General features: G+C 56.8%; 19 protein-coding genes and 1 tRNA gene. 6 read left to right on the forward strand and 14 right to left on the reverse strand.

The annotated features are described in order from the left end of the window. Nucleotides 1–57 precede the first annotated feature (57 nt). From QY316_08735 to kdsB, 5 genes are all read right to left on the reverse strand, one after another. Nucleotides 58–1311, reverse strand: a complete 1254-nt coding sequence (locus QY316_08735) for an alginate export family protein (protein WKZ32002.1) — start codon at nt 1309–1311, stop codon at nt 58–60. A gap of 857 nt (nt 1312–2168) precedes the next feature. Then, the gene (locus QY316_08740) at nt 2169–3134 is read right to left on the reverse strand and encodes a KpsF/GutQ family sugar-phosphate isomerase (GenBank protein ID WKZ32003.1); all 966 of its coding nucleotides are present in this window, start codon (nt 3132–3134) and stop codon (nt 2169–2171) included. Between the two features lie 485 nt (nt 3135–3619). After that, entirely contained in the window at nt 3620–4450 is an 831-nt protein-coding gene (gene kdsA, locus QY316_08745; protein ID WKZ32004.1) for a 3-deoxy-8-phosphooctulonate synthase, read from the reverse strand. Continuing rightward, nucleotides 4431–6149 (reverse strand): CTP synthase, encoded by a 1719-nt coding sequence (locus QY316_08750; protein WKZ32005.1) that lies wholly within the window; start codon nt 6147–6149, stop codon nt 4431–4433. Before QY316_08750 ends, kdsA begins: the two co-directional genes overlap by 20 nt. Nucleotides 6150–6383: 234 nt before the next feature. Continuing rightward, nucleotides 6384–7118, reverse strand: a complete 735-nt coding sequence (kdsB, locus tag QY316_08755; GenBank protein WKZ32006.1) for a 3-deoxy-manno-octulosonate cytidylyltransferase — start codon at nt 7116–7118, stop codon at nt 6384–6386. A gap of 433 nt (nt 7119–7551) precedes the next feature. Between kdsB and QY316_08760 the strand changes: the two genes are divergently transcribed. Both QY316_08760 and QY316_08765 read left to right on the forward strand, forming a co-directional pair. Then, nucleotides 7552–7639: transfer RNA gene (locus QY316_08760), tRNA-Leu, on the forward strand. Nucleotides 7640–8164: 525 nt separating this feature from the next. Further along, a complete protein-coding gene (locus QY316_08765) occupies nt 8165–8515 on the forward strand; it encodes a carboxymuconolactone decarboxylase family protein (protein WKZ32007.1) in 351 nt (116 codons plus the stop codon). A gap of 222 nt (nt 8516–8737) precedes the next feature. Here the strand turns inward: QY316_08765 and QY316_08770 are convergent, their stop codons facing one another. The 3 genes from QY316_08770 to QY316_08780 form a co-directional block, all read right to left on the reverse strand. Then, nucleotides 8738–9064 carry a BON domain-containing protein gene (locus QY316_08770; protein ID WKZ32008.1) on the reverse strand — a complete coding sequence of 109 codons (327 nt, stop codon included), beginning with the start codon at nt 9062–9064 and terminating at the stop codon, nt 8738–8740. A gap of 100 nt (nt 9065–9164) precedes the next feature. Next, nucleotides 9165–9665 carry a transglycosylase SLT domain-containing protein gene (locus QY316_08775; protein WKZ32009.1) on the reverse strand — a complete coding sequence of 167 codons (501 nt, stop codon included), beginning with the start codon at nt 9663–9665 and terminating at the stop codon, nt 9165–9167. Between the two features lie 640 nt (nt 9666–10305). Continuing rightward, nucleotides 10306–10950, reverse strand: coding sequence for a hypothetical protein (locus QY316_08780; protein WKZ32010.1), 645 nt, complete (start codon nt 10948–10950; stop codon nt 10306–10308). A gap of 179 nt (nt 10951–11129) precedes the next feature. On the opposite strand from QY316_08780, the gene QY316_08785 reads away from it, so the two are divergent. Further along, nucleotides 11130–11435, forward strand: coding sequence for a DUF1540 domain-containing protein (locus QY316_08785; GenBank protein WKZ32011.1), 306 nt, complete (start codon nt 11130–11132; stop codon nt 11433–11435). A 75-nt stretch (nt 11436–11510) separates the two neighbouring features. On the opposite strand, the gene QY316_08790 is transcribed toward QY316_08785, so the two are convergent. The 4 genes from QY316_08790 to QY316_08805 are packed head-to-tail and all read right to left on the reverse strand — an operon-like array spanning nt 11511 to nt 16234. After that, nucleotides 11511–13562 carry a VWA domain-containing protein gene (locus tag QY316_08790; protein ID WKZ32012.1) on the reverse strand — a complete coding sequence of 684 codons (2052 nt, stop codon included), beginning with the start codon at nt 13560–13562 and terminating at the stop codon, nt 11511–11513. Between the two features lie 21 nt (nt 13563–13583). Then, nucleotides 13584–14408, reverse strand: coding sequence for a CbbQ/NirQ/NorQ/GpvN family protein (locus QY316_08795; protein ID WKZ32013.1), 825 nt, complete (start codon nt 14406–14408; stop codon nt 13584–13586). Nucleotides 14409–14421: 13 nt separating this feature from the next. Continuing rightward, nucleotides 14422–15762: a cbb3-type cytochrome c oxidase subunit I gene (locus QY316_08800; protein ID WKZ32014.1), complete on the reverse strand. Its 1341-nt coding sequence runs from the start codon at nt 15760–15762 to the stop codon at nt 14422–14424. A 55-nt stretch (nt 15763–15817) separates the two neighbouring features. After that, a complete protein-coding gene (locus QY316_08805) occupies nt 15818–16234 on the reverse strand; it encodes a cytochrome c (protein WKZ32015.1) in 417 nt (138 codons plus the stop codon). 502 nt (nt 16235–16736) lie between these two features. On the opposite strand from QY316_08805, the gene QY316_08810 reads away from it, so the two are divergent. Next, complete coding sequence (locus QY316_08810) at nt 16737–17195, forward strand: ester cyclase (protein WKZ32016.1); 459 nt, start codon at nt 16737–16739, stop codon at nt 17193–17195. 416 nt (nt 17196–17611) lie between these two features. Continuing rightward, the gene (locus tag QY316_08815) at nt 17612–20455 is read left to right on the forward strand and encodes an N-6 DNA methylase (GenBank protein ID WKZ32017.1); all 2844 of its coding nucleotides are present in this window, start codon (nt 17612–17614) and stop codon (nt 20453–20455) included. Nucleotides 20456–20851: 396 nt separating this feature from the next. On the opposite strand, the gene QY316_08820 is transcribed toward QY316_08815, so the two are convergent. Then, on the reverse strand, nt 20852–21646 hold the full coding sequence (locus QY316_08820) for a tetratricopeptide repeat protein (GenBank protein WKZ32018.1): 795 nt from the start codon (nt 21644–21646) through the stop codon (nt 20852–20854). A 537-nt stretch (nt 21647–22183) separates the two neighbouring features. After that, on the reverse strand, nt 22184–22693 hold the full coding sequence (locus tag QY316_08825) for a class I SAM-dependent methyltransferase (protein ID WKZ34103.1): 510 nt from the start codon (nt 22691–22693) through the stop codon (nt 22184–22186). 664 nt (nt 22694–23357) lie between these two features. On the opposite strand from QY316_08825, the gene QY316_08830 reads away from it, so the two are divergent. After that, a complete protein-coding gene (locus QY316_08830) occupies nt 23358–24566 on the forward strand; it encodes a tyrosine-type recombinase/integrase (GenBank protein WKZ32019.1) in 1209 nt (402 codons plus the stop codon). The last annotated feature ends 292 nt before the right edge of the window (nt 24567–24858 follow it).

The following is a 24858-nucleotide window of genomic DNA, read 5'->3' on the forward strand; positions in this document are numbered from 1 at the left end:
AACGGGGCAGGCTAAAAAGCCTGCCCCGTTCGGTTGTGCTTGATTCAGACTGCCAGATTAGAACTTGCCGGTGAACTGGAGGTATGCCCAGTCCTGGTCGTCGTCCGGGCTCCCGGCAGGGGCCTGAATGTCGCCGGGCATAAGGCGGGAAGCGCCGGCTTCGATGGTCAGGTTGTTGTTGTACTTGTAGGTGGCCACGAGGTCGATGGAGCTGCCGAGGTCGTCAGAAGCGCCGGGTGCCACTTCGTTACGGGTGTAATCCCAGTACGCCGCATAGACCCTGAGCTTTTCGGTGACATTGGCCGAGACATTGAGGCTCCAGGCCTGGATGTTCGACCAGGTGTTCACGCTCGGGTCGTCGATGTTGCCGAAGTGGGCGTGGTTGGTCGGGAAGAGGTTCCTGAACGTCTCGTCGTCAGTATCAGTCGGATCGTCATCGCCGGTGGCGTAATCAAACTCCGCACCCACCCTGAGGTTCATGGGAGCGCCGGGGATGGTGTAGCCGGCCTTGGCGGCAAGGGCCCACGCCTTTATGTCGTTGCCGGTCGCGTTGTCGCCGAACTGATAGGGGAACTCGACGGTGTAGTCGAGGCCTGCGGCAGAGCCCGCGAGCCTGGCGCCTACGGTGTAGACGTCATCGCCGATCGCCGCGCCCCATGTGCCGCCGCCGTTGTGGACGTTAAGGAGGTACACATCAAGGGTGTTGTTCGGGATTATCTGGCCGAGGGTGGCATAGATGCCGTTCAGTGTGGTGTCGTCGTTGGTGCCGGTCAGGGTCACGCCGCCGGTGTTGGCGCTAGTGGCAACGACTACGGTCTCGGTCAGGGTCATCCTGAAGATGTCTACATTGAGCCCTTCCTGAGCGTAGCTGAGCTTGATGCCGTCAAAGGCCCTGCCGTTGTTCGACCATGCGAAGTTGCCGATGAGCCTCTGGTCGCCATAGGCGAGCTCCATGCGGCCTATCCTGAAGTTCACAGGGGTGTCGAAGATGTTGCTGACGTTCAGGTATGCCTCGTGGAAGTCCGGGCTCTCGGTGGTGTCGGTGATGAGGGCGTCCGAGCCGCCGAGTATCCTTGTGTCCTGGAGTGTGAACTTCATGGAAACGTCGTCGGTCGCCTGGGCGTTGGCGGTGATCCTGATCCTCTGGCCTATGTAGGCCCTGCTGTCATCGACATTGTCATCGAAGAGCTGGTTATTCCTGTACTCGCCCCTTGCCCTATACTCCCCGCCAAATGTCACGTCAGCACTCGCGGGAACCGTCCATGCCACGGTCACCGCAGCCGCAAATACAGACAACAAGATTCTCTTCATCCGTCTCTTCCTCCTTCTTCTGTGTGAGTTAGTACTGCACTCTGCGTTATAAACGCATGCTTGCATGCGCTTTGGGCTCAGCTTCAACGGTGCGCGAAGAACTTAAGAGACTCTTGCCTTGCTATCCATCGGTGCGCGCGGCGCACCGGCTTATCTTTTTTTGCGTTTTCTTTTTTTTCGGGAGCCGCTTGCAGTTTCGTCATTCGTGTTGACACCAACTTCAGCTTCGCTACGGTACGGCTTTGTCAGACTTGACTGAGACTGGACTTCGGGAACTCCCCGCCTAAATCGGCGAGGCCTGGTCGGAATTTGGCTTATTTTTGACGACGTTATACAACACCAGGAATATGCTGTCAAGCGTTTTAGTTAAAAAATCTTGAAAAAATGATTAAAACGTAAAAATAAGAACCTGCCGGTATCTTAAGTCACTGCGATGGGCGCATGTCCCGAAGCGATCTCAGGCGCTTATTTGCATGAGATTGCCACGGCGCTTAAGCGCCTCGCAATGACTCATCGGATAATCTCCCCTGTCCCCTCTTTAAAAAAGAGGGGGAGTTTCCCCCTTTTCCAAATGGGGATCATATTAATGGTGCGCACAGCGCCCCCTACGCCTGCTGAGGGAGTGAAACGACCGAAGAATCCCGGCGCGTTCAAATCAAAAAGCAGATTCTTATCTCGCCCCGTCCTGGGGCTCGACCCTTCGGGCTGCCTCGCCAAGAGGCTCGGCATTCAATTTTTGCTGTCCTGCAAAAATTGTCGTCGCCTCCGGCTCCTCAGAATGACAGCCGCTAATGGTGCTACAATGCTCCGCTCAGCCTGGTTTAGCTCCGTAGCGGGGAAGAGGCGGGCCGCCCGCCTCACACCACCCCCGCCTTCAAAAGGTCGTGCATGTGGACGACGCCGACGGTTGCGCCGTCCTCGCCGGTGACGAAGAGCGAGGTTATGGAGTGCTCTTCCATCATGCGGAGCGCGGCCTCGGCAAGAGAGTCGCCCGGTATGGTCTTGGGGTTTCTGTGCATCACCTCTCGGGCTGAAAGGCCCATTATGTCCGAGCCCTTCTCAAGCGCCCTCCTTAAATCGCCGTCGGTTATGACGCCCGCGAGCCTCTCGCCCTCGAAGACGCCCGTAAGGCCCATGCGCTTCGCGGTCATCTCGAATATCGCGTCCTTCATCGACGCGCCGGGGCCGACTTTAGGCATGGCGCTGCCGCTGTGCATGAGCTCGGAGACCTTCTGGAGCTTCCTCCCGAGGCTTCCCGCAGGGTGGAGCCCGGCGAAGTCCTCGACCCTGAACCCCTTCTTCTCTATGAGGGCAACGGCGAGCGCGTCGCCCATCGCGAGCGTGGCGGTCGTGGAGGCCGTGGGCGCAAGCCCGAGAGGGCAGGCCTCCTCGGCCACGCCCACGTCGAGGACAGCGTCGCCGTGGCGGGCAAGCGTAGAGTCCTTCCGCCCGGTCATGGCTATCATCTTGAGGCCCATCCTCTTAACGATGGGTATTATCTTTATAAGCTCTTCGGTTTCGCCGGAATTCGAGATGGCTATGAGTACGTCGGTCTTCATGAGCATCCCGAGGTCTCCGTGGACGCCCTCCGCGGGGTGGAGGAAAAAGGACGGCGTGCCTGTTGAGGCGAGCGTCGAGGCTATCTTCTGCCCGATGATGCCGGACTTGCCCATACCGCAGACCACGACCTTGCCCGGTGCGGCGCAGATGATGTCAACGGCCCTTGCGAAATCCGCATCGAGCCTGTCGATAAGCGCCCTCACGGCCTCGGCCTCTATTGCGAGCACCCTTTTCGCGGTCTCTATGGCGTCTTTGGTCAGCATCCGGATTTGCTACGTTTTCCAAAACTGGAATTCAACTTAATCTCCCCTGCCCTATTTTATAAAGAGGGGCACACTCGTAATCTCCCCATTTTCTAAAGGGGACGGAGGGGGATTATATGAATGGTGCGCACAGCGCACCCTACGACCACGACACTCATTGTAATGGAGCGAGCGTATTTTAAAATGACAAAAAGCAGGTTTTCAGCCGATTACATGGACCGCTTTAAGGAAGGGCTGATTAATTCCGTTTTCTGTCATTCTGAGGGAGCGTAAGCGACCGAAGAACCTTTTAACTTGCTGTTTTTCTAAATACGAGATCCTTCGCTGCGCTCAGAATGACAACATTCTATTAATCAGGCCTTACTTAAGATAATCTCCCCTGTCCCCTCTTTAGAAAAGAGGGGAACCCTTTGGCGTACTTTTCGTGTACGCCTTCGTAGCCAGCGACGTAGCCTTCGACGCAGATGGACTTTTTCAGCAGCCTGCTACCCCGCGGCCAGCGCTGCCTTATCAATCGCCCCGTCTATCCCGACTACCTCCTTGAGGAGGCCGGAGACGTCCTTCAGGGCTATGGAGTTCGGGCCGTCGCAGAGGGCCTTGTCAGGCTCGGGGTGCACCTCGAAGAAAAAGCCGTCCACGCCGATTGCGGCTGCGGCCCTGGCAAGGTGCATGGCCATCGCCCTGTCCCCCCCGGACGACGCGCCCATGCCTCCGGGAGACTGCACGCTATGCGTCGCGTCGAATACCACCGGGTATCCGAAGCCCCTCATTATTGGTATCGACCTGAAATCCACGACAAGGTTGTTGTAGCCGAAGCTCGTGCCTCGCTCGGTAAGGAAGATATTGTCGTTCCCGGCTGAGAGGGCCTTTTTCACGGGATTGAGCATGTCCTTGGGGGACATGAACTGGCCCTTCTTTATATTGATGACGCGCCCGGTGCGCGCGGCGGCGACAATGAGGTCGGTCTGCCTGCAGAGGAACGCTGGTATCTGGAGTATGTCCGCGACCTGGGCTGCCTCTTCCGCCTCCTCGGGGGAATGCACATCGGTGAGTATGGGGACACTGAACTCCTTGCCAACTTTCCCTAATATGCGGAGCCCCTCCTTTATGCCGGGGCCGCGAAAGGACGAGACGGAAGTCCTGTTTGCCTTGTCGTAGGACGATTTGAATACGAAGGGGACCTTGAGCTCTGCGGTTATGCGCTTAAGCGCCTCTGCCGTACGGAGGGTAGTTGCCTCGTTCTCTATCACGCAGGGGCCGAGGATGAAAAAAAGCCCCTCGCCTATGGCGAAGTCCTTAAGACCTATCCGCTTCATTCAGGTGGACCTGTCTTTTCGAATTCGCCTTGCGCGGGGCCGATTTCCCCTTACGCGGGGCCTTGCCGCCTTTGGCGGCCTGGAGCTTTTCGGACAGAACGGCCTTTATGAAGCCCTTGAAAAGAGGGTGCGGCTCCATGGGCCTGCTCTTGAACTCCGGGTGGAACTGGCAGGCCACGAACCAGGGGTGGTTTCTGTATTCCATTATCTCGACGAGCGAGCCGTCCGGCGAAAGGCCGCTGAACTCGACCCCGGCCTTCTCAAGCTCGGCCCTGTAGGAGTTGTTCACCTCGAAGCGGTGCCTGTGGCGCTCGCTTATCTCCGTGGAGCCGTAGGCCGCGTGCGCCCTGGTGCCCCTCTTTATGACGCAGGGATACGCCCCGAGCCTCATGGTGCCGCCCTTTGCGTTCACGGCCCTCTGGGCCTCCATTATATGGACCACCGGGTAAGGCGTCTCAGGGTCGAACTCAGAGGAGTTCGCGAATTTCATGGAGGCGAGCCCCCTCGCTATCTCGATGATCGCGACCTGCATGCCGAGGCAGATGCCGAAAAAGGGCATTCTGGATTCGCGGGCGTATTTGATGGAGGCTATCTTCCCCTCGACCCCCCTGCCGCCGAAGCCGCCGGGGATGAGTATGCCGTCAACGCCCTTCAAGAGCGCCTGCGGGCCCTTCTTCTCTATCTCCTCGGAGTCTATGTAGCGCATCGTGACCTTGCAGTTCGCGGCAATGCCGCCGTGAATAAGCGCCTCGTGGAGGCTCTTGTACGAGTCCTGCAGGTTAACGTACTTGCCGACCACGCCGATGGTGACCTCGTGCTTGGGGTTTCCCACCCTCTTGACGAGCGCCTCCCAGTCCTCCAATTTCGGCGAGCGGGTCCAGATATTGAGGAGCTTCACTATCTTCTCGTCAAGCGCCTGGCTGTGGAATACGAGCGGCACCTCGTAGATGCATTTGACGTCTTCGGCTGAGATGACGGCGTCCTTATCGACGTTGCAGAAGAGGGCTATCTTGCCCTTCAGCTCCGGCGTAAGCGCCCTGTCCGAGCGGCAGAGGAGTATGTCGGGCTGGATGCCTATCTCGCGGAGCTTGTTTACGCTGTGCTGTGTGGGCTTGGTCTTTACCTCGTGGGCCGTGGCTATATAAGGAAGGAGCGTAAGGTGGACGTAAAGGACGTTCTCTTTCCCGAGGTCGAACCGGAGCTGCCTTATGGCCTCGAGGAAGGGCAGCGATTCTATGTCGCCCACGGTTCCGCCTATCTCTATTATGGCTATGTCGACGCCGTTCCCGATGGCGAGTATCTTCCCCTTTATCTCGTCGGTCACGTGCGGCACGACCTGGACGGTGCAGCCGAGGTAGTCGCCCCGCCTCTCCTTCTGTATTATGGAGTCGTAGACCTGGCCCGTTGTGAAGTTGTTCCTCCGGGAGAGCCGGGCGTTCGTGAACCTCTCGTAGTGGCCGAGGTCGAGGTCCGTCTCAGCGCCGTCGTCCGTCACGAAGACCTCTCCGTGCTGGAAGGGGCTCATGGTGCCGGGGTCTACGTTAATATATGGGTCGAGCTTCTGCAGCGTAATCGTGAGGCCGCGCGATTCGAGCAGCGCGCCGATGGACGCGCTCGCAAGGCCCTTGCCCAGGGAGGAGACGACACCACCGGTAACGAAAATGTATTTTGTCTTTGATTGTTTTTTGTGCTCGCTCATTGGCAAAAGAAGGGAGTTATTTGGATTAAAGCGATACTATAACCTGAAACCGCTCCTGATTTGAACTACTTTTTACGGCTTACCGTCATTTATTTTGTCATATACCCCCGGCAAAACCGGGTTGCTTGAAAATACGCACCTCAAAGGAGCTAAATACTAACTGCAAGACTTCCCCTCCCTTTCCCTTGACGGGGGAGGGGTCAAAACCAAAACGCGCCGCAAGCGGCGGGGAATTCAACCCGTAGAGATTAACGCCCGCACCCTCTCCAGGTCTTCGGGGGTATCTACCGATATAGGGTTATAATCCACCTCCACCACCTTTATCCTGAGCCCGTTCTCAAGAGCGCGGAGCTGCTCAAGCATCTCGGTATTCTCAAGGGGCGCGGGCTTAAGCCGCGTGAACTCGAAGAGCGCGTCCCGCCTGTAAACGTAAAGCCCTATGTGCTTAAAGGGCGGGGAATGAAGCTCATTGAATAGGGTGCGGCCAGCGGGGATGGGGCTCCGGGAAAAATATAGGGCGTACCCGTCCCTGTCCGTCACCACCTTGACCGCGTTCGGGTTCCGGTACTCTTCTTCCGTGGTTATCCTTGTCTTGAGCGTGGAGATGCGGACCTGGGGGTCGTCGAGCATGGGGCGGATGGCGGCGTCTATGCAGCGGGGGTCGATAAGCGGCTCGTCGCCCTGGAGGTTTACGATTATTTCGGCGTCGGTTGACAGCGCGGCCTCTGCAACCCTGTCCGTGCCGGATGCGTGCGAGGCCGAGGTCATTACAGCCCTGCCGCCCAGGTTCGTGACCGCATCGAATATTCTCTCGTCGTCGGTAGCGACCAAGACTTCATCAGGGAGGCCCGCCGCCATTGCCCTCTCGTATACCCGCCAGACCATCGGCTTTCCGTTCAGGTCGGCAAGGGGCTTTCCTTCCAGGCGGGTGGATGCGTGCCTGGCCGGGATTATGACGGCGATTTTCATTCACGCCAATATATCAAAACGGGTTTTGAAGTCAATAGGTGAGGACTGGGGTTTTGGGGGGATTTGCCCCTCCCCCTTATGGGGGAGGCCGGGCGGGGGTGAAGGAAAGTTCCCCACCTTTCAAAGGGCGCGGTATTATAAATCCGATACGCCCTCCACTCTGACGGGGTCAAGGGGGAGGGCAATATCCCTCCTTTTCTAAAGGGGGGGGTTGGGGGGATTACTTCATCATTAAAGAATAGGGGCGCACAGGGGTTGTCCGGGGGCTGGAACAGCCCCGGACATTCGCGTTGACAGTAAACAGGCGCTGTGATATTTTTTTGCAGGAAACTTCCTAAAAATTAGAGATTTTTCCCGCAATCGAGGAAGGCCGGGAAAAAGATCAATTTTTAGAGGTTGCCTGAAGTGCATTTCCTTTCAATCCGACCTCTTAGCCGGAGTGGTGAAACTGGCAGACGCGCGGGACTCAAAATCCCGTGGGGTATCCCCCCGTGCGGGTTCGACCCCCGCCTCCGGCACCAATATTTGATAAGTATAGGCGCGTCAACCCCTTCATATAATTTCAATATTTTTCTCAGGAAAGTGTATGTAATTATTCTGAGATAGAATTAATAACCGAAAGCGATAACCCGACCCCTTAAATTCTTCGCAAAAAAAACGGGGGCAGCCAATTGGCTGCCCCCGTTTTAATTCTATCTACCTTTAAAGAAACCTGAGCGCCTTCCCGTTCTTTGCCCCTATCCCCTCGGCGCCGGCGGCGTTTGCAGGTTATTCTGCACCGAGGCGACGCCCATTAATTTTCAAGGCGCCATAGTCTTGTAGGTCGGGGCAGCGGAGCGAATAACCCGACAATCGATTTTCGTAGTGCCCCCCTCCCCCCGTGTGGATTGAGCCATCCGCGGGGTCCCTGGGCGCGCCCTTACCGGCCCCTGCAGGCCTGGTCAGCATCGCGCAACCCGGCATTCCTTCTGGCACCCGTCCGATTGACCATGCCAAGTAGTGGGGATATACTTAATATGAATTTGCTCTAAACAGAGGAGGGCGACATGAAAGCAGACGTTAGAAAAGAGCTGCCCGAGTTCCTTCAAAATGTAATAAAAAGGTACCCGGGGGTGTGGGACAGCTTTGACGCGCTCGGGAACTCCATCAGAGACCTGCCCGGCGGCATCGACAGGAAAACCCAGCACCTTGTGAAGCTGGGGATAGCCATAGGCGCAGGCAGCGAAGGGGCCGTCCACTCACATGTGCGGAGGGCCAAAAAGGCCGGTTTCACGAACGAAGAGATATACCATGCCGCGCTGCTCTCGATAACAACCATAGGCTGGCCCGGCGCGGTGGCAAGGCTCTCCTGGATAGACGATGAGCTGAAGGAGATCAAGGCCAAAAAGGTCGCCTGACTCTGAGCGGCGCCCACCAGAGGTAGCCTCGCAGGTCGTGCGGCGAAGCATAACCTGACATCATAAACCTCGCACAAAAAAACGGGGGCAACCGGCTGGTTGCCCCCGTTCATTATTTTCGTCCGCAAAAAGTAACTACGGGTGCTCTGTGCGCGCGCCAATTCATGTAGCGACGTATCCAATCACGACCGCCAACCCGACTTATACCCCATTCCTTTAACCCTATCCCCTCGGCGGTGGCGGCGTTTGCAGGTTGTTCTGCACCGAGGCCACGCCCGGGGTTTCCCTTGCTATCTCGGCCGCCCTCCTGGCGTCTTCATCAGTGTTCACAAACCCGTTCAGCTGGACAACGCCCCTGTATGTGTCCACGTCTATCTGGAGCGCCCGCAAAGCCTCGTCCTGCAGGAGGTTGGCTTTTACTCGCGACGTTACCGTAGCGTCGTCCACCGTCTCGCCCGCGGTCCTTGTCGTCTCTGTCGCGGCGCAGGCGCTCAGCACGGCTGCGAGAATGAAGACTGCAAGGAACCTCGATACTTTATATCTCACCATGGTTTCGCTCCTTTTCTGTTTGAAAATCCCCCTACAGAAAAGGATAAGCCAGAATGAACGCCTGTCAAATCCAGCTCTGGCTTTCAAGCCGCGAGCAAGCTCAGCCGATGGACTCCATCGCCTTTTGCACCTTCCCGATGTAAGCGTCCCCGCTCACCGGAAGTGTCCCGCGGTAATACCTTGCTATCCCCTCCTCGAACCCATAGCGGTTGATATAATGAGCAAGTATATGAGCGCCGGCCCCTATGTTCGTGTCGATATCGAAAAGCGTGCCCTCGATGCCCAGCTCTTTTTTCCAGAACGGCATCACCTGCATCAGACCCTTCGCCCCCTTCGGGCTCACGGCAGAAACCCTGCCGCTCGATTCGACCATGATTACGGCCACGATGAGCCTTGGCGAAAGCCCGTACTGGCCGCTGTATTTGACGACGGCGCTGCCGATCTCGTCCGCCTCGGAGCTTGTAAGCGATGGGTTCATCGACGCGACCAGGCCGCCCCAGTAGCGCATCTCCTCAATGCTCTTGGCAATCTCACGACGGTTCTCTGCCTCAATGTCTTCGCCTGACGCGTGCTTTGCCAATGTGTCCTTTATCGAGGGCATGGCCGCCGACCCTGACAGCGCATACGCGAATACTGAAACGGTCAGGACACTGAGCAGAACGGCTGTCCGCCGTCCGCGGGAAATGTGCCGTGGGCGCCAAAGCGCGGCAGCTTTGAAAAGGATTTTTTTCATCGTCATATTTCACCTCCGCACATTCTCGGCCCACTGCCTTCGCAAACACCTTGCCAAACCCTTCCTGTCCGTTCCTAAGTGTCTGTTTTAATGAAAATCCGGATAATCACGCGTGAGCCGGCATGCAAAATTGTAAAGAATCTGGACACCTTGAATCGACTTTCAAGAGGGATATTAGCGAGTGAATACTTTTATAAATCGGAAAGTTACTGAGCAAATCCCCCTGCCCAGCCATGCTTTGGGACGAAATAAAAAAAGGCCTGGGCGCGTCCCAAGCCTAATTCCTCCTTTTTATGTACGAATTTATTCATCGCAGCGCTTCAGAGGCCCGCGCTACTGTCGGATTACTTTACACTCGCCCCCGCCGGTTTTGGCAAAAGAAAAAAACGGGGCAGCCATTTGGCTGCCCCGTTCCGCTTTTAAATACATTCAGGCAATCTCAAAAAAAACATATTTTCCCGCATCCGGGGAAAAGATCAATTTTGAAGGTTGCCTCAGCTCCCTGCCCCTAACCCGACCACGCGGCTTTAACCCACCTCCAAGCCGCTGGAAACCCCGGCCCTGCAACGAACATGGCCGAGCGCACCTTCCTCAGCTCCCTGCCCTTGACGCGCGAAGACAGCCCTTCCAGAAGGCCTGTCGACTCGACCGGGTCTATCTTCCTCAAGAGCTTCGAAAGCTCCATCGTGACCTCGAAATTCCAGGGGTCGAGTTCAAAGGCCTTTCTCAGCATGCTTACGGCCTTTCCCCTTTCAGGCCCGTTCCTGAAAAAGCGGTGCCCGTTGAAAAGGGTATGCATGGCCTCGGCCCTTCTCCCCTGCATCATATAGACGTTGGCCATCGTCTCCCATACCTCGGGGTTCCTCGGCATGAACTTGGCCGCCTGCGCATACATGCTTATCGCCTTCTGGCTGAAACCGGCTGCGAGGTATCTTGAACCGGCTATCTTGAAGCTCATCCAGGCCTCCTCGAAATTCCTGATGCGCGCAAGGAGCGGCGCCATCTTTGCGTGCACGAGGTAATCGTCGGGGTCCGCTTCGAGGACCCTCCTGTAATGGCCGACGGCCTTTTTAAGCCTTCCCCCGGCCTGCGCCTTTGCGGCGTCCGCAAGGCACCTTTCCCTGTCATAGGACTTTTCGCGCCAAAAAAACATGTGTCTCCCCTGCCCTGCGGGTCATTTCCTGACCAGCCCCCATCACATTCTTCTACAAGCGTTTTTCTTTTTATGTGACTTTTGGCACCTCGCGCCGCTTGCGGCCCTCCCCGGTTTGACAAAATGAGTCTTCGAATTATATTCAATACATAGGGTTCATTACAAAAAAGGAGGGGCACATGGCAAAGCCGATACAATCATGCACCGATATGCCGAAGGTAAAGGCCTGCGAGGTTACCGATTGCGCATACAACATCGACAGGAACTGCCATGCCATAGCCATAACCGTCGGCAATTCGGAGGCGGCAAGGTGCGATACCTTCTACAGGCATAAAAAAGGCGGCATAAGGAGCCTGACCGGCGGCGTCGGCGCCTGCAAGATGGACGATTGCAAGTTCAACACCGACCTTGAGTGCTACGCTGAGGGCATAAATGTCGCGACCAACGGGGGCGAGGCGATCTGCAAGACCTTCGCGAGGAGATAGGATTTGAAAATGAAGACGGCACGGGTGTCTTTCGCTAAGGACACCCGGGCGCGGTCTTTTGTCAGCAGGTTCCGGTCAGAGCTTATGGATTATCCTTGCGTACAGCTCCGGGAGCTTCTTTGCGAGCATGTCAACACCGGGGAGGACCGCATAGTTCCCGCGCCCGAAGACCCCCGGCAGGTAGTCGGAAGCGCCCGTGTCCACGGTAAGGCAGAAGGGGGTTATCCCCTCTCTCTCAGCCTCCTTTATCGCCATCCTCGTATCCTCTAGGCCGTACCTCCCTTCGTATACGTCCACGTCGTTCGGCTTGCCGTCGGAGAGGATAAAAAGGAGCTTTGTCCGGGCCCTCTCGGTTGCGAGTATCGCGGTCGCGTGCCTTACGGCCGCCCCCATCCGTGTATATGAATAGGGTATGAGCCCGCCTATCCTCTTTTTCACAGTCTCTCCATAGCTTTCCTTGAAGCCCTTTACGCGGAAGAAACGGCAGCCCTTCCTGGATTTACCCGAAAAGCCGTAAATCGCGTACCTGTCGCGCAGCTTCTTCATCGCCTCGCAGAGTATGACGAGCGATTCCTTTTCATGGTCTATTATCTTTGAGCCTCCGGCCCATCCGTCTGTCGACATGCTCAAATCCACGAGAAAGAGAGCCGATATATCGCGCTCGGTCTTTACGTACGCGGAATAAAGCCTCTCGTCGGGCGTGTGCCCCGCCTCGAGGTCTGCCATCGCGTCCACGGCCGCGTTGAGGTCGATTGACGTCCCCTCGGCCTGGCGTCCCAGGAGCCTTGCGGAAGGTGACACCATCTCGAAGCTCCTCGTCACCTGCCTTATAAGCCCGCGCTTTTCGCAAAGCACCCTTTCCGAGAAGCCCGCGTCCTCTCCTTCGGCAGGGGCTTCCACGAGGCGGGAGTAATCGGGCCTGTAGGCGCGCCTCTTGTAGTCCCATTCAGGGTAGAAAAAAGACTCTTCCACGGGGTCGGCTTCCTGCTCCTCGGCCCCGGCGTATGCGCCGGCTTTTTCAAGCTCGGCGTTAAAGGTGTTTGCCGTAGTCCTTTCAAGGGAAGCGGTTGAGAGCTCCTCGCACTCGTCGGCCTTTTTACCGGGGTCGTCCTCAGGGTCGTCGTCAAAGGGCCTTTTGACGTTCACGAACTCGGCCCAGGTGATTATCTTGTCGTAGATATTGAGCGTAAGGCCGTTCTCGTTCTCCTTCTCGTCGACCTTTTCGGTCCGGGCCGCGTACCTTGAGCCCTTCCGCGGCCCTTCCTTTTCAGGGGCCTTCTCGTCGCCTGCCGGGGCCGGGGCGGCGCTCGCAATATTACCAGCCTGAAAAGAAGCCGCGCCGCCGTGTTTAATCCTCTCGGTAATGAGCTTCCCCCAGGGGAAAAAAGGGACTATAGCCCTGTATTGCGACGTCTTTATCCCTTCGGCATTCCATTTTCCTTTTATCCCGGCCGCGAGCCGGAGGCTCTCCCCGGCGCTCCTGGAATTGAAAAGGCCGCCTGCGCCCCGGAAGGTCGATTCGAGCGCCTCTTTAAGGAACTCCTCAACCTTTTCCTCGGCCTTGTTAAGGTGCCTGGCCGGAGGCCTTCTTTCAAGGAGATGGCCCGCCAGCGCGTTCCATTCCCTCAATACTCCAGGATACTCGGCGAATATCTCACGGCAAAGCCTCGCGTTCTCGACAATCCAGAAAAGGTCGGCAGTGAGGCGGTCGGACGCGAGCATGGAGCGGTTTTCGAATGCGACGGCGAGCGTGCCACGGCTCGCCTGAAAGGAAAGGAAGAAGAGTAGCGCCCTTGCCACCCCTTCCCTCGCAGCCTCGTCCGGCATCTCGACTATCGAGACCGGAAAAAAATGCGTCTCGCCATCGCTCCAGCCGAACCCGTGCTCTGGGAGAAGGGCCGGGTGCGCCATTTTATAGAGGACCGGCCAATAGGGCCGAGGGGGCGTGTCTCCCCTTATGTGCGAGACCTCGATTTCGCGCCCGGCTATAATCGACGCGACAGCCGAAAACCTCCGGCAATTGCCCTCCATTCCAAAAGGCGCGCCCTCGCCCTTCCAGGCCTCCATGCGCTTACGGTGGATTAGCTGGATGGCCTTGTCCACGCCTTTTCCGATCAGATGTTCCATAAAAGCCCTGTTTCCAGCGCGTTAGAATGAGGCGTTGAGTATGTCCATCATGGCCTTGTGCAGCTCAGGGTCGTCGGTTACAGGCCTTACGACCGCCGCCTCAAAGGCCTCCCCAGGCGAAAGCCCCTTGTTTATGAGGGCCGCCGCGTGAACCAGAAGCCTGGTGCCGGGAGGCGATTCGAGACCCGAGTCCACGAGCTTCCTCATCCTCCGCCCGGCGCGGACGAGCCTGCCTGCAAGGTCCGCGTCGAGCCCGCCCTCCCTTGCGACTATCTCCGATTCGACGTCCTCGGGCGGGTAATCGAATTCGAGTGAGATGAACCTCTGGCGCGTGGACGGCTTCAGGTCCTTCAGTATGTGCTGGTATCCGGGGTTGTAGGATATGACCAGCATGAAACTGTCCGGCGCATGGAGCTCCTCGCCGGTCTTTTCGACCGAAAGGATGCGCCTGTCGTCCGAAAGGGGATGGAGTATTACGGTAGTGTCCTTCCGGGCCTCCACCACCTCGTCAAGGTAGCATATGCCGCCGCCCCGGACGGCGGTGGTAAGCGGGCCGTCCATCCATATTGTCTCGCGCCCCTTTATGAGGTAGCGCCCGACGAGGTCCGAGCTCGTGAGGTCGTCATGGCAGGCTACGGTATGGACCGGAAGCCCGAGCCTCCATGCCATGTGCGAGACGAAACGGGTCTTCCCGCACCCGGTCGGCCCTTTGAGAAGCACGGCCATCCTCGATTTGTATGCGGCCTCGAATATCTCTATTTCACGGCCCAGTGGCCTGTAGTAAGGCTCTTTGGTAGAGGAGGCGCAGGCCTCGGCCTGCGCCTCCTTCGCGTCTGAATTGCCCATTTCCTGCTCCCGCTTATGCCACGTTAAGGGACTTGGACCTTCCCGGGAAGAAGAAGTCGTAGAGGTAAACCACGAGCCCTATGGCGAAGGTCACCCCGAAGAAGAGCCTGATGCCGTAGAAGAGGCCCATGTACGCCTGCGTCTCCATATAGGAGATGCCGAGCACCCTCTGGAGGTACACCTGGACAATCCCCGCCCCGGTAAGCGCAAGCGCTATGAAGACCATCGAGACGGCCATGGTCCAGAAGGCGAATACTTCCTGCTTCTGGTGGGTGATTATGCCGCTGGACTTCCTCAGGTTCGGGACCGCGTAGCTCGCCATCGCGAGGACTATTACGGCGTATGCGCCGTAGAAGGCGAGGTGGCCGTGGCTCGCGGTTATCTGGGTGCCGTGCGTGTAGAAGTTGACCGACGGGAGCGTGTGCATAAAGCCCCATACCCCGGCGCCGAGAAAGCTCAGCACCGCGGCGCCGACTGTCCAGAGGACGGCCGCGCGGTTCGGGTGCTGGCGTGCGCGCTTGCTGACCATCTTGAAGCTGAAGGCCACCATAGCGGCGAAGGGCAGCACCTCTATTGCTGAAAACCACGCGCCCCAGGTCTGCCAGAAAGCCGGGGTGCCTATCCAGTAATAATGGTGGCCGGTGCCTATGATGCCGGTAAGGAAGGTGAGCCCGACAATGACATATAGCCACTTCTCGGCGACCTCGCGGTCTATGCCCGTGAGCTTTATCAAGAGGAACGAGAGGAAAGCGGCCATGATAAGCTCCCACACTCCCTCGACCCAGAGATGGACCACCCACCACCAGTAGTACTTGTCCACGGTCATGTTAGCGGGCTTGTAGAACGCGAATAGATAGAAGACCGCGAGCCCGAGGAAGCCTATGAGAAGCACTATCGAGATGCTGGTCCTGCGCCTCCCCTTTATCATGGTCATTATCATGTTGTAGATGAACATCAGGACCACTATGACTATGCCTATCTTTATGATGGTAGGCTGCTCAAGGAACTCCCTGCCGTCGTGCCACCTGAAGAGATAGCCGACTATTGCGGCAGCGCCGCCCGCGAGAAAAAGCCAGAACTGTACCATCGCCAGTTTAGGGCTATATATCTCGCCCTCGACCTCCTCGGGCAAGAGGTAATAGGCCGCGCCCATGAAGCCGAATATGAGCCAAACTATAAGCAGGTTAATGTGTATCATCCTGCCGATGTTGAAAGGGATGGCCGGGAAGAGAAGGTCCGGCCAGAGGTACTGCGCGCCGATAAGGAGCCCGAAGATAATCTGGGCGCCGAAGAGCAGCATGGCGGCTACGAAGTAAGGGTAGCTGAGCCGTTGCGATTCGTACTGGTATTTCATCAACTCGTCTCCTGTTTGTCGTTTTTCCTGCCCGGCTTTCCGAATCCGCCCGGTGTCAGCCTTCCTTGTTCGGGGGCCAGTTGTGCGTGTCAACCCGGTTCATCCATTTGAAGAACTCGACAAGCGCGTCAATGTCCGACTCTGAAAGGTCGAAGCGCGGCATCCTCCTCGTCCCGCCCCAGCCCTCGACTGCAGTGGTCTCAAGGACCGTGCGGAGGAACGCCTCGCCGCGCCTATCGATCACGTTTCCGAGCTCGGGCGCGTAATAGGCCCCCTCCCCGAGTAGCGTGTGGCAGTTTATGCACGCGTGCTTTTCCCAGACCTCCTTGCCGTGCGCCACCTGGGGGGTGATGTCCTCGGGGTTCGTCATGGCGGTGAAGGCCACGTGGGACAGGTAGGTGAGGTATAGGAATACAGCCGTCACTACGACAGTCGCCACGATGAACATGTTTCTTGCCGACATCTTGGTCATTATCGTTCCCTTCTCCTTATCTTGATGGCCGCTCAAGGGATTGCGCGGGGGCATGGCGTCCCATGTGCCCCGTAAACCCTCTGCGTGCCCCTTTTCAGGCGCAACTATAGCCTGGCAGGCGCGAAACTCAGTTTCGCGCGCCCATTACGGAACACCTCCGTGACTTTTTCTGTTTTTTTCCTACACCGGATGGCAGGGTGGCCTGTCCCTGGGGACCGGCTCTGGCGCGTCTTCTACTAAAGTCCTTCTCTCCCAAAAGGACAGAGCCAGAAGACAGCTCCGATTTTAACAGGGCGCGCTGAAAACAAAATGATTTATATCAACACATGAAAAACAAAATGCCTCCTTTTCCCTGCAGGGCTTGTTCCTCTTTAATACAGGCCAGGATGCGGCGGAAGCTTCCCTCTTCTTGACCATCGACAGCGGCCCTGTGATACTTAAAAGAGGACCACAATAATCGTTTTGGCCGCGGCCTTCACGCATGCGGCCGGGGAGGTGCGATATGGAAGCAAGGAAGTTCAATATCGAAGAGATAGAAGAAGAGAACCTTTCGAAGTTCGACGACCTGGATTACAACGTCTTTTCGGGCCAGAAATGGGACCAGTTCAAGAGGAGCCACGATAACGACATAGTCGTGCACTGGCCCGACGGACGCGAGACCAGGGGCCTCGGCGTGCACATAAAGGACCTCAAGGAGATGTTCGTATACGCGCCGGACACACACATAAAGGAGCACCCCATAAGGATAGCCCAGGGCGAATGGACGGCGGTGATGGGCATCATGGAGGGGACCTTCTCGAAGCCCATGCCCGCCGGGAACGGCCAGACGATCCAGCCGACCGGCAAATCCTTCAGGCTGACGATGGCCACGATCGGGCGCTGGAAGGACGGCGTGATGGTGGAGGAGTGGCTATTCTGGGACAACAAGGCCTTCATGAAACAGATAGGCCTTCTGGAGTAGCCGCAGGGCCGGCTTTTAAGCGTTGTCATTCTGATCGGGCGGAGAATCTCGCACAGAATGACAGAAAACTGAACTGAACCGCTACCGCCCGGGAAGCGGCAGGTTCAAGGCTGAAAAGGCCGACCGGGAGTCAAACCATTAGCTTCGGCTGTTGCCCCCTCTTGTCCCCTCTCCCGCGAAGGGAGAGGAAATTATAAATTTCCCCTCCCTTGATGGGAGGGGATGGAGGGGAGGGTGAAACTCTTTCTCACCCCCACCCCTGCCCTCCCCCGTCAAGGTGGAGGGAGAAAAAAACGATGTGCGGTTTTTTATTCCCGTAACTACCCAAAGTCCGGGGAAAAAAGTTCAAATGTTGCCCTGAAGCCGCCCTTCCTATTCTCTTCAAAACGCCTTCATTCCGTGTTACATTACGCCCCATGCCGTTATCCCTGAACGAGATTAAAGACCGGGCTCTCGCATTTTCGCGCGAGTGGACGGGCGAGCGCTCGGAAAAGGCCGAGGCGCAGACCTTCTGGAACGAGTTTTTCAACGTCTTCGGCGTAACGCGAAGGCGGCTCGCGAGCTTCGAGGAGCCGGTGCGCATGGCGCGCACTAGGTTCGAGGCAAAAGGCGGCAAGGGCGGCTTCATAGACCTATTCTGGCGCGGCATGCTCATAGCCGAGCACAAGTCCCTGGGCCGCGACCTCGACTCGGCCTACGAGCAGGCCCTTGAGTATTTCGAGGGGCTTGCCGAGCGCGACCTCCCCCGCTATGTCATCGTCTCGGACTTCGCGCGCATCCGACTCTACGACCTCGACGCCGGAAGCGAAGACGAGTTCCCCCTTAAAGACCTCTACCGGAACATCAGGCTTTTCGGGTTTATCGCCGGGTATACCACGCAGCGGATAACCGCGCAGGACCCGGTCAATATAAAGGCCGCCGAGCGCATGGGCAGGCTCCACGATCGCCTCCGCTCAGCCGGTTACAGGGGGCACGCCCTCGAGGTGCTCCTTGTCCGCCTCCTCTTCTGCCTTTTCGCCGAGGACACCTCGCTTTTCGAGCGCGGCTCGTTCCGCGATTTCCTAGAGAACAGCACGCGCGAGGACGGCTCCGACCTCGGCCCCAGGCTCATGCATCTTTTCCAGGTGCTGAACACCCCTGAAAGCAGCCGCCAGACGAACCTCGACGAGGGGCTTGCCGCCTTCCCGTATGTGAACGGCAAGCTCTTCGAGGAGGCCCTGCCCATCCCGGCCTGCGACGCCGCGATGCGCGGCCTCCTGCTCGACTGCTGCGCGCTCGACTGGGGCAAGATTTCCCCGGCCATCTTCGGCGCGCTCTTCCAGTGCGTGATGGACGAGGAGGGCTCTTCCCGCCGCCGCAACCTCGGCGCGCACTACACGAGCGAGGAGAACATCCTGAAGCTCATAAACCCGCTCTTCCTCGACGGCCTTCGGGCCGAGTTCGAGTCCGCGAAGCGGAGCACCAGCAGGCTTTTCGAGCTGCTGAAGAAGATAGAAAGGCTCAAGTTCCTCGACCCGGCCTGCGGGTGCGGCAACTTCCTCGTCATCGCCTACAGGGAGCTGAGGGAGCTTGAGCTTGAGATACTCCGCGCCGCGCGCGCGACCGGCCAGAGGCACCTCGACATCTTCCAGCTCGTTCAGGCGAGCGTAAGCCAGTTCCACGGAATAGAGATAGAGGAGTTCCCGGCCCAGATAGCCCAGGTCGCGCTATGGCTCACCGACCACCAGATGAACATGAAGGTTTCAGAGGAGTTCGGGCAGTACTTCCGCCGCCTTCCGCTCATCGACTCCGCGAAAATCGTTTGCGGCAACGCCCTCCGCATGGACTGGAACGAGGTAATATCCGCGGAGCAGGTGGACTACATACTCGGCAACCCGCCGTTTGTGGGCTCTAAATTTCAGAACGCTTCACAGCGGGCGGACATGGAACATGTTTTCAACGGCATAAAAGGAGCTGGCGTCCTCGATTATGTCTCCGCATGGTATCTGAAGGCGGCGAAATATATCAGGGGAGACGAAAAGATCGACAAAGCCTTGGAAGCGATGCCAGGAGCCCAGAAGCCGCCAAGGGAGAGGGTGATGGCCGCCTTTGTCTCGACGAACTCCATCACACAGGGCGAGCAGGTCGGCGTGCTGTGGACCGAGCTCCTGAGGCGCGGGGTAAAGATACACTTCGCCCACCGCACCTTTCAATGGAGCAACGAGGCGCGAGGCAAGGCCGCGGTGCATTGCGTGATAATCGGATTTGCCCTGCACGACACCGCACGAAAGGTCATTTACGATTATGAAGACATCAGGGGCGATGCGCATGCAGTGGTGGCGGACAACATTAATCCATATATAGCAAACGCGCCAGACGTAGTATTGCAACGCCGAAACTTGCCTCTCTGCGATGTTCCAATCATGCGCAGCGGCAACAAACCAATCGACGATGGCAATTTTTTATTCACGCCCGAGGAAAAAGCCGACTTCATCAAAAGAGAGCCAATGTCTGCGCAATGGTTTAAACTCTGGCTGGGCGGCGAGGAATTTATTAATAATATTGAACGTTGGTATCTCTGGTTGGGTGATTGCCCTCCTCAGGACTTGAAAAAAATGCCTGAGGTAATGAAGCGTGTTGAGGCAGTCGCTTCGTTCCGGCGCAATAGCGTAAGCGCACCAACTCGAATGATTGCCGATATGCCTACTCGATTCCACACGGAATGTATTCCAAACGGACGTTATCTTGCGTTACCGGAAGTTTCATCAGAACGCCGCCCTTATATACCAATTGCGTTTCTAGATAAATCCGTTCTTTGTGGAAACAAGCTGAGGATAGTTGAACCTGCAACAATGTATCATTTCGGCGTATTACATTCTTTAATGCACATGGCATGGGTACGATATACAAGCGGCAGGTTGAAAAGTGATTACCAGTATTCAATCATCATCGTCTACAACAACTTCCCCTGGCCTGACGCGCCCACCGAAAAACAGAAGGCGGCAATAGAGGCCGCCGCGCAAGCGGTGCTCGACGCGCGCTCCGCGCACCCCGAGGCCTCGCTCGCGGACCTCTACGACCCCATAGCCATGCCGCCTGATTTGAGGCGCGCGCACCAGGCCCTTGACAGGGCCGTTGACGCGGCCTACGGGAAGAAGGCCTTCTCATCCGACGCGGAACGGGTCGCGTTCCTCTTCGAGCTCTACCACAGGTACACGAGCCTCTTCCCCGCCCCGGCCAAGCCTAGAAAACGAAAGAAGCCTGCCCCGTCCTTCGCCTGAGCGCGCCGCATTGATGCCTCACAATGGTATCTAAACCCCTCGCCTTCAGGCGAAAACTTCCGGTGCGTGTTGAGTGGCTAAAAACATCCCCTTCCATAATTCAATCAGGCTAGAGGGATAATTATAGAGCCCCCTCTCCCCTTGCGGGAGAGGGCAGGGTGAGGGGGCAACAAGCCGAAGCTCAATGATTGGACCCTCAGTCGGGCTTTCATCCGGCCAGGACTTTAAGCCTGCCCTTCAGAGGGTAGTGGTTCAGTAAAAAAAGAGGGATTACGGTTTGAAAAACCGTAATCCCTCTTTTCAATCTGGCGGGTGCGAATGGGTCCCGGACCCCGGCGCCTGCCAGGAACAAAGGCCCGGAAAGTGGACGCCAGCGGAAAACCGGGGCGCGCGGCATTACCTGGGCGGCCTGGGCTTGAATTCCCTTGAGAGCTTTTGCCCTCTTGCAATCTGGGCAGGCGTCATTATTATTTCAAGCTCCTTGAGGTTCTTTCTTGCTATCTCATATCCCTGTGCCGCCGAAAGATGATACCACTTGTAAGCCGCAACGTAATCCTTTGGCACGCCGCGCCCGTTGTGATACATGGCCCCGAGGTTATTCTGAGCGGACGCGTTCCCCTGCTCCGCCGCCCGCGTGTACCATTTTAGCGCCTCGGAATAGTCCCTCGGCATTCCCTTGCCCTCGAAATACATGAGGCCCAGGTTATACTGGGCGGCATCAGAGCCCTGCCTTGCCGCCTTCGTGCTCCATTTCAGCGATTCGGAATAGTTCCGCGGCACTCCCTTGCCGGCCCCGTAAATATACCCGAGCTGGGCCTGGGCGTCCACATTTCCCTGCTCCGCCGCCCTTGTGTACCACTTTATCGCTTCGGCGTAGTCCCCCGGCCCCTTGCCGCGGCTGTACAACATGTGCCCCAGGCTGTTTTGAGCGAAGGAGTTACCCTGCTCCGCGGCTTTTGTGTACCACCTTATCGCCTTCGCGTAATCCCTTTCCACTCCCTCGCCGTGCTCGTACAAAGACCCGAGAATGGCCTGGGCCTGGGCATGCCCCTGCTCTGCCGGAATTTTGCACTCCTTGAAAGCAATGTCGAAATCATCTTCCGAATACGCTTCAAAGCAGCTTTTAAAATCGGCGAAAGAATGCGATGCGGTAAATAAAAGCAATGCTGAAATCGCAAATAGTCGCGTCATGGCGCTAAATCTCCCCGTTGGCGGATACACAAGAGCCGATTAAATAATATCTCATGGTTGCCCGCGGCGTCAAATAGCGAAGGCCAAAGCCGTTTGCCGGGATGAGATGTCTTTTTCGGCTTTATAAGCTGGGGGAAAAGTCGGCAGCTGTCATTCTGAGGGAGCGTAAGCGGCATTCAATTTTTGCAGGACAGCAAAAATTGAATGCCGAGCCTTTTGGCGAGGCAGCCCGAAAGGTCGAGCCCCAGGCGAGATAAGAACCTATAGTAACTTGCTGATTTTTCAATTACGAGATCCTTCGCTACGCTCAGAATGACATGCGGTTGCGAATTAATCAGAGCTTCCATTGAAATTGATCTTTTCCCCGACCCCGGGTAGTTACGGGAAAAAATGCCCAGATTGTCATATATGCTCCGCTTTTTACTCCCCCCTTTCTCGATTTCGGAAAAGGGCTTGGAAAACTCCGCAAATCCTTGTTCAATCTGGTCGGGGCAAGAGAAGGGGCTGTTGCCAGTTGTCGCATCCTTGAATCTGTCCTTATCCCTTTTCAAGCCTCACAGACACAAACCCGGCCTTCTCGTCATAAAAGGAAACTGGCTCTTCTAAGCGGGCAGGGCCGGATGGGGCCTGAAAAAGCGTGCTCGAAATCGAAGCGACACGAAAACCCGCGGCGTTCGCTGACCTTTCGATATCCGGCAGGGACAGGAATCTCGCGCCACTGTAAAAGGGACTCCCTTCGCGCTTCTTTTTTTCGTAAAGCTCGCCCCACGGCGAGCCGCGCGGAATGAACCCCGCTACGGCGCTCCCGCCGGATGCCAGGACGCGGGCGGCCTCATCAAAAACGGCCTGCGGCTCCCGGACAAAGCAGAGAGTTACGACCATGAGGACCGCATTGAAGATACCATCCCTGAACGGAAGGGATTCCCCTGCCCCGCACACGCACCTGATCCCCCTCGTCATGGCGAATTTCAGCGCCCCAGGCGCCGGGTCGAGCCCGAAAGCGCCGGAAAAGCGCATGGCGACGAACCTCCCAGTGCCTACGCCTATTTCAAGCAGGGGATTAAGCCTTGCCGGGAGAACGGCCTCAACGCACCGGAACTCGCTCTCATAAATGGGCCTGCCCCGGCCTGAATCATACCAGGAGTCGTATCAGCCGTCATCCTGTCGAATGGGCTTTCCATGACACGATTATCCCCGACTCTCAAAGCGGAAGCAAAGAAAAAAGGGGTTACGGAAACTCCGTAACCCTTTGATTCAATTGGTCGGGGCGAGAGGATTCGGCTTCCACTCGTTCGCCTTCCTGGCTCCTCGTTCCCAGCCGCGCCGCTTCGCTTTCGGCCCCGTCCCTGGGGCCTCATCCTCGCTGTCGCTCGGCGCTCAGCGTCTTTCGAATCCTGCCACCATAGAATAAGAAGGGCCAATCCATTCGGATTGGCCCTTCTTTATTCTGGTCGGGGCGAGAGGATTCGAACCTCCGACCACTAGCACCCCATGAGAATGCAGACCATTTTCAGGCCCTTTCGACTCCCTTCACCTTACGCCAGAAAAACCTTGACATAATCGCTATTTTGGCCTAATCTGCCGTTCAAGCTGTTCACCTTGGCAAGCTGTTTTTCATGTCAAAATGGATAACAGTTGGATAACAGTTTCCGACCACTTTTTACCCCGGAAATATAAGTGGTCGGTATAATGCGTCATAAGGAGGGGCAAAATGCTCACCGATTTGAAGCTCAAAAGGTACAAATGCACGCCAGGGAAGCGAGAGATTTTATGGGATAGGAACGGGCTTGGCTTACTCACCGGCGCAAGGAAAAAAACATGGGTCTTCAGATACACCTTTGATGCAGAACGCAAGCTCATTACGCTGGGCGAGTATCCGGTAATGGGGCTCGAGGAGGCCAGGAAGGAAGCAGCGGAAGCCAAGCTGAAGGTCAAGAAAGGGATTGACCCTGGGACGATTAAAAAAATCGAAAAGGCCGAAAGACAGGCCTCACCTACCTTCGAGGAACTAGTCAGCGAGTTTTGGGACCGGGAGCTGAGCAAGCAGAAATCCGGCGCAGACAGGCGGCGGCTCCTCCTGAAAGACGTTGTGCCGGTATGGGGGCGGCTCAAGGTAAAGGATATCAAGCGCCGTCATATCGTCGTCCTCCTGGACGAAATAGAAAAGCGATCCAAATCTACCAGAAACCACGTCCACGGCGTATTGGGGCGGCTCTTTAATTTCGCAGCCGAGCGCGGCGTTATCGAGGATAGCCCTTGCACCCGCATAAAGAAGCCCAAAGAGGAATCCAGAAGCCGCGTCCTATCGGATAAAGAAATCAAGCTGGTATGGGCGGCCCTGGACCCTTCAAACAAAAAGATAGACATGTACGTTATTACAAAACTGGCCTTGAGGATGATTCTACTCACTGGCCAGAGGCCCGGAGAGGTTGCGGGAATGTCATTGGAGGAGCTCACCCCGGAGGGATTCTGGACCATACCGGCTGAAAGGATGAAAGGCTCCGAGGCTCACACGGTTCCGCTCTGTCCTCTGGCGCTTGAGACGATAGAACGGGCCCGGAGCTTCTCGGGAGATTGCCCTTTCGTATTCAGAAGCTCCTACAAAGAGAATGCACCCGTAACCAGGGCGGCCCTATCCCGCGCCGTCGTCCGGCATTGGAAGGCTATGGGGCTTAAAGAAGCCTTCACACCTCACGATCTCAGGCGAACCCTCCGCACAAGGCTTGCCGAATTGGGTATAGATGATATCGTCGCAGAAAAGGTAATCGGGCACCGGCTCCAAGGGATGCTGGCCGTCTACAACAGGCATAGCTACGACATGGAAAAACGACATACCCTCGAATTATGGGAGCGGAAACTCCGGTCGATATTGGAGATCGATGCGCCGGTAGTGGCGAAAATCATACCGATGGGGAGGTAGGGTCACTAAGCAGTGGGCCGGGGGTTCGAATCCCTCCAGGCGAGCCAATCAAATCATGGGGCTACGGGATTTTTCTTAACCCTTTTTTCTTAAAAAGCACATTGTTATACAATTTACCAGCCACCAGCCTACATCTATGCGATGTTTTTCAATTAAGTCCAGGACCTCCGCAAAAGACCGAGCCTACTTAGTAGGAGATTAACTTTACCCGTGAATAGGCCCTGGCTTCCGGGCCTCCGTTCTGACTCTGCTCGCCAATAGATCAAATTATTGTTATCTCCTTAAATTATAT

This window comes from Thermodesulfobacteriota bacterium (assembly GCA_030583865.1).
In the GTDB taxonomy this organism is placed as follows: Bacteria; Desulfobacterota; GWC2-55-46; order GWC2-55-46; family GWC2-55-46; genus UBA5799.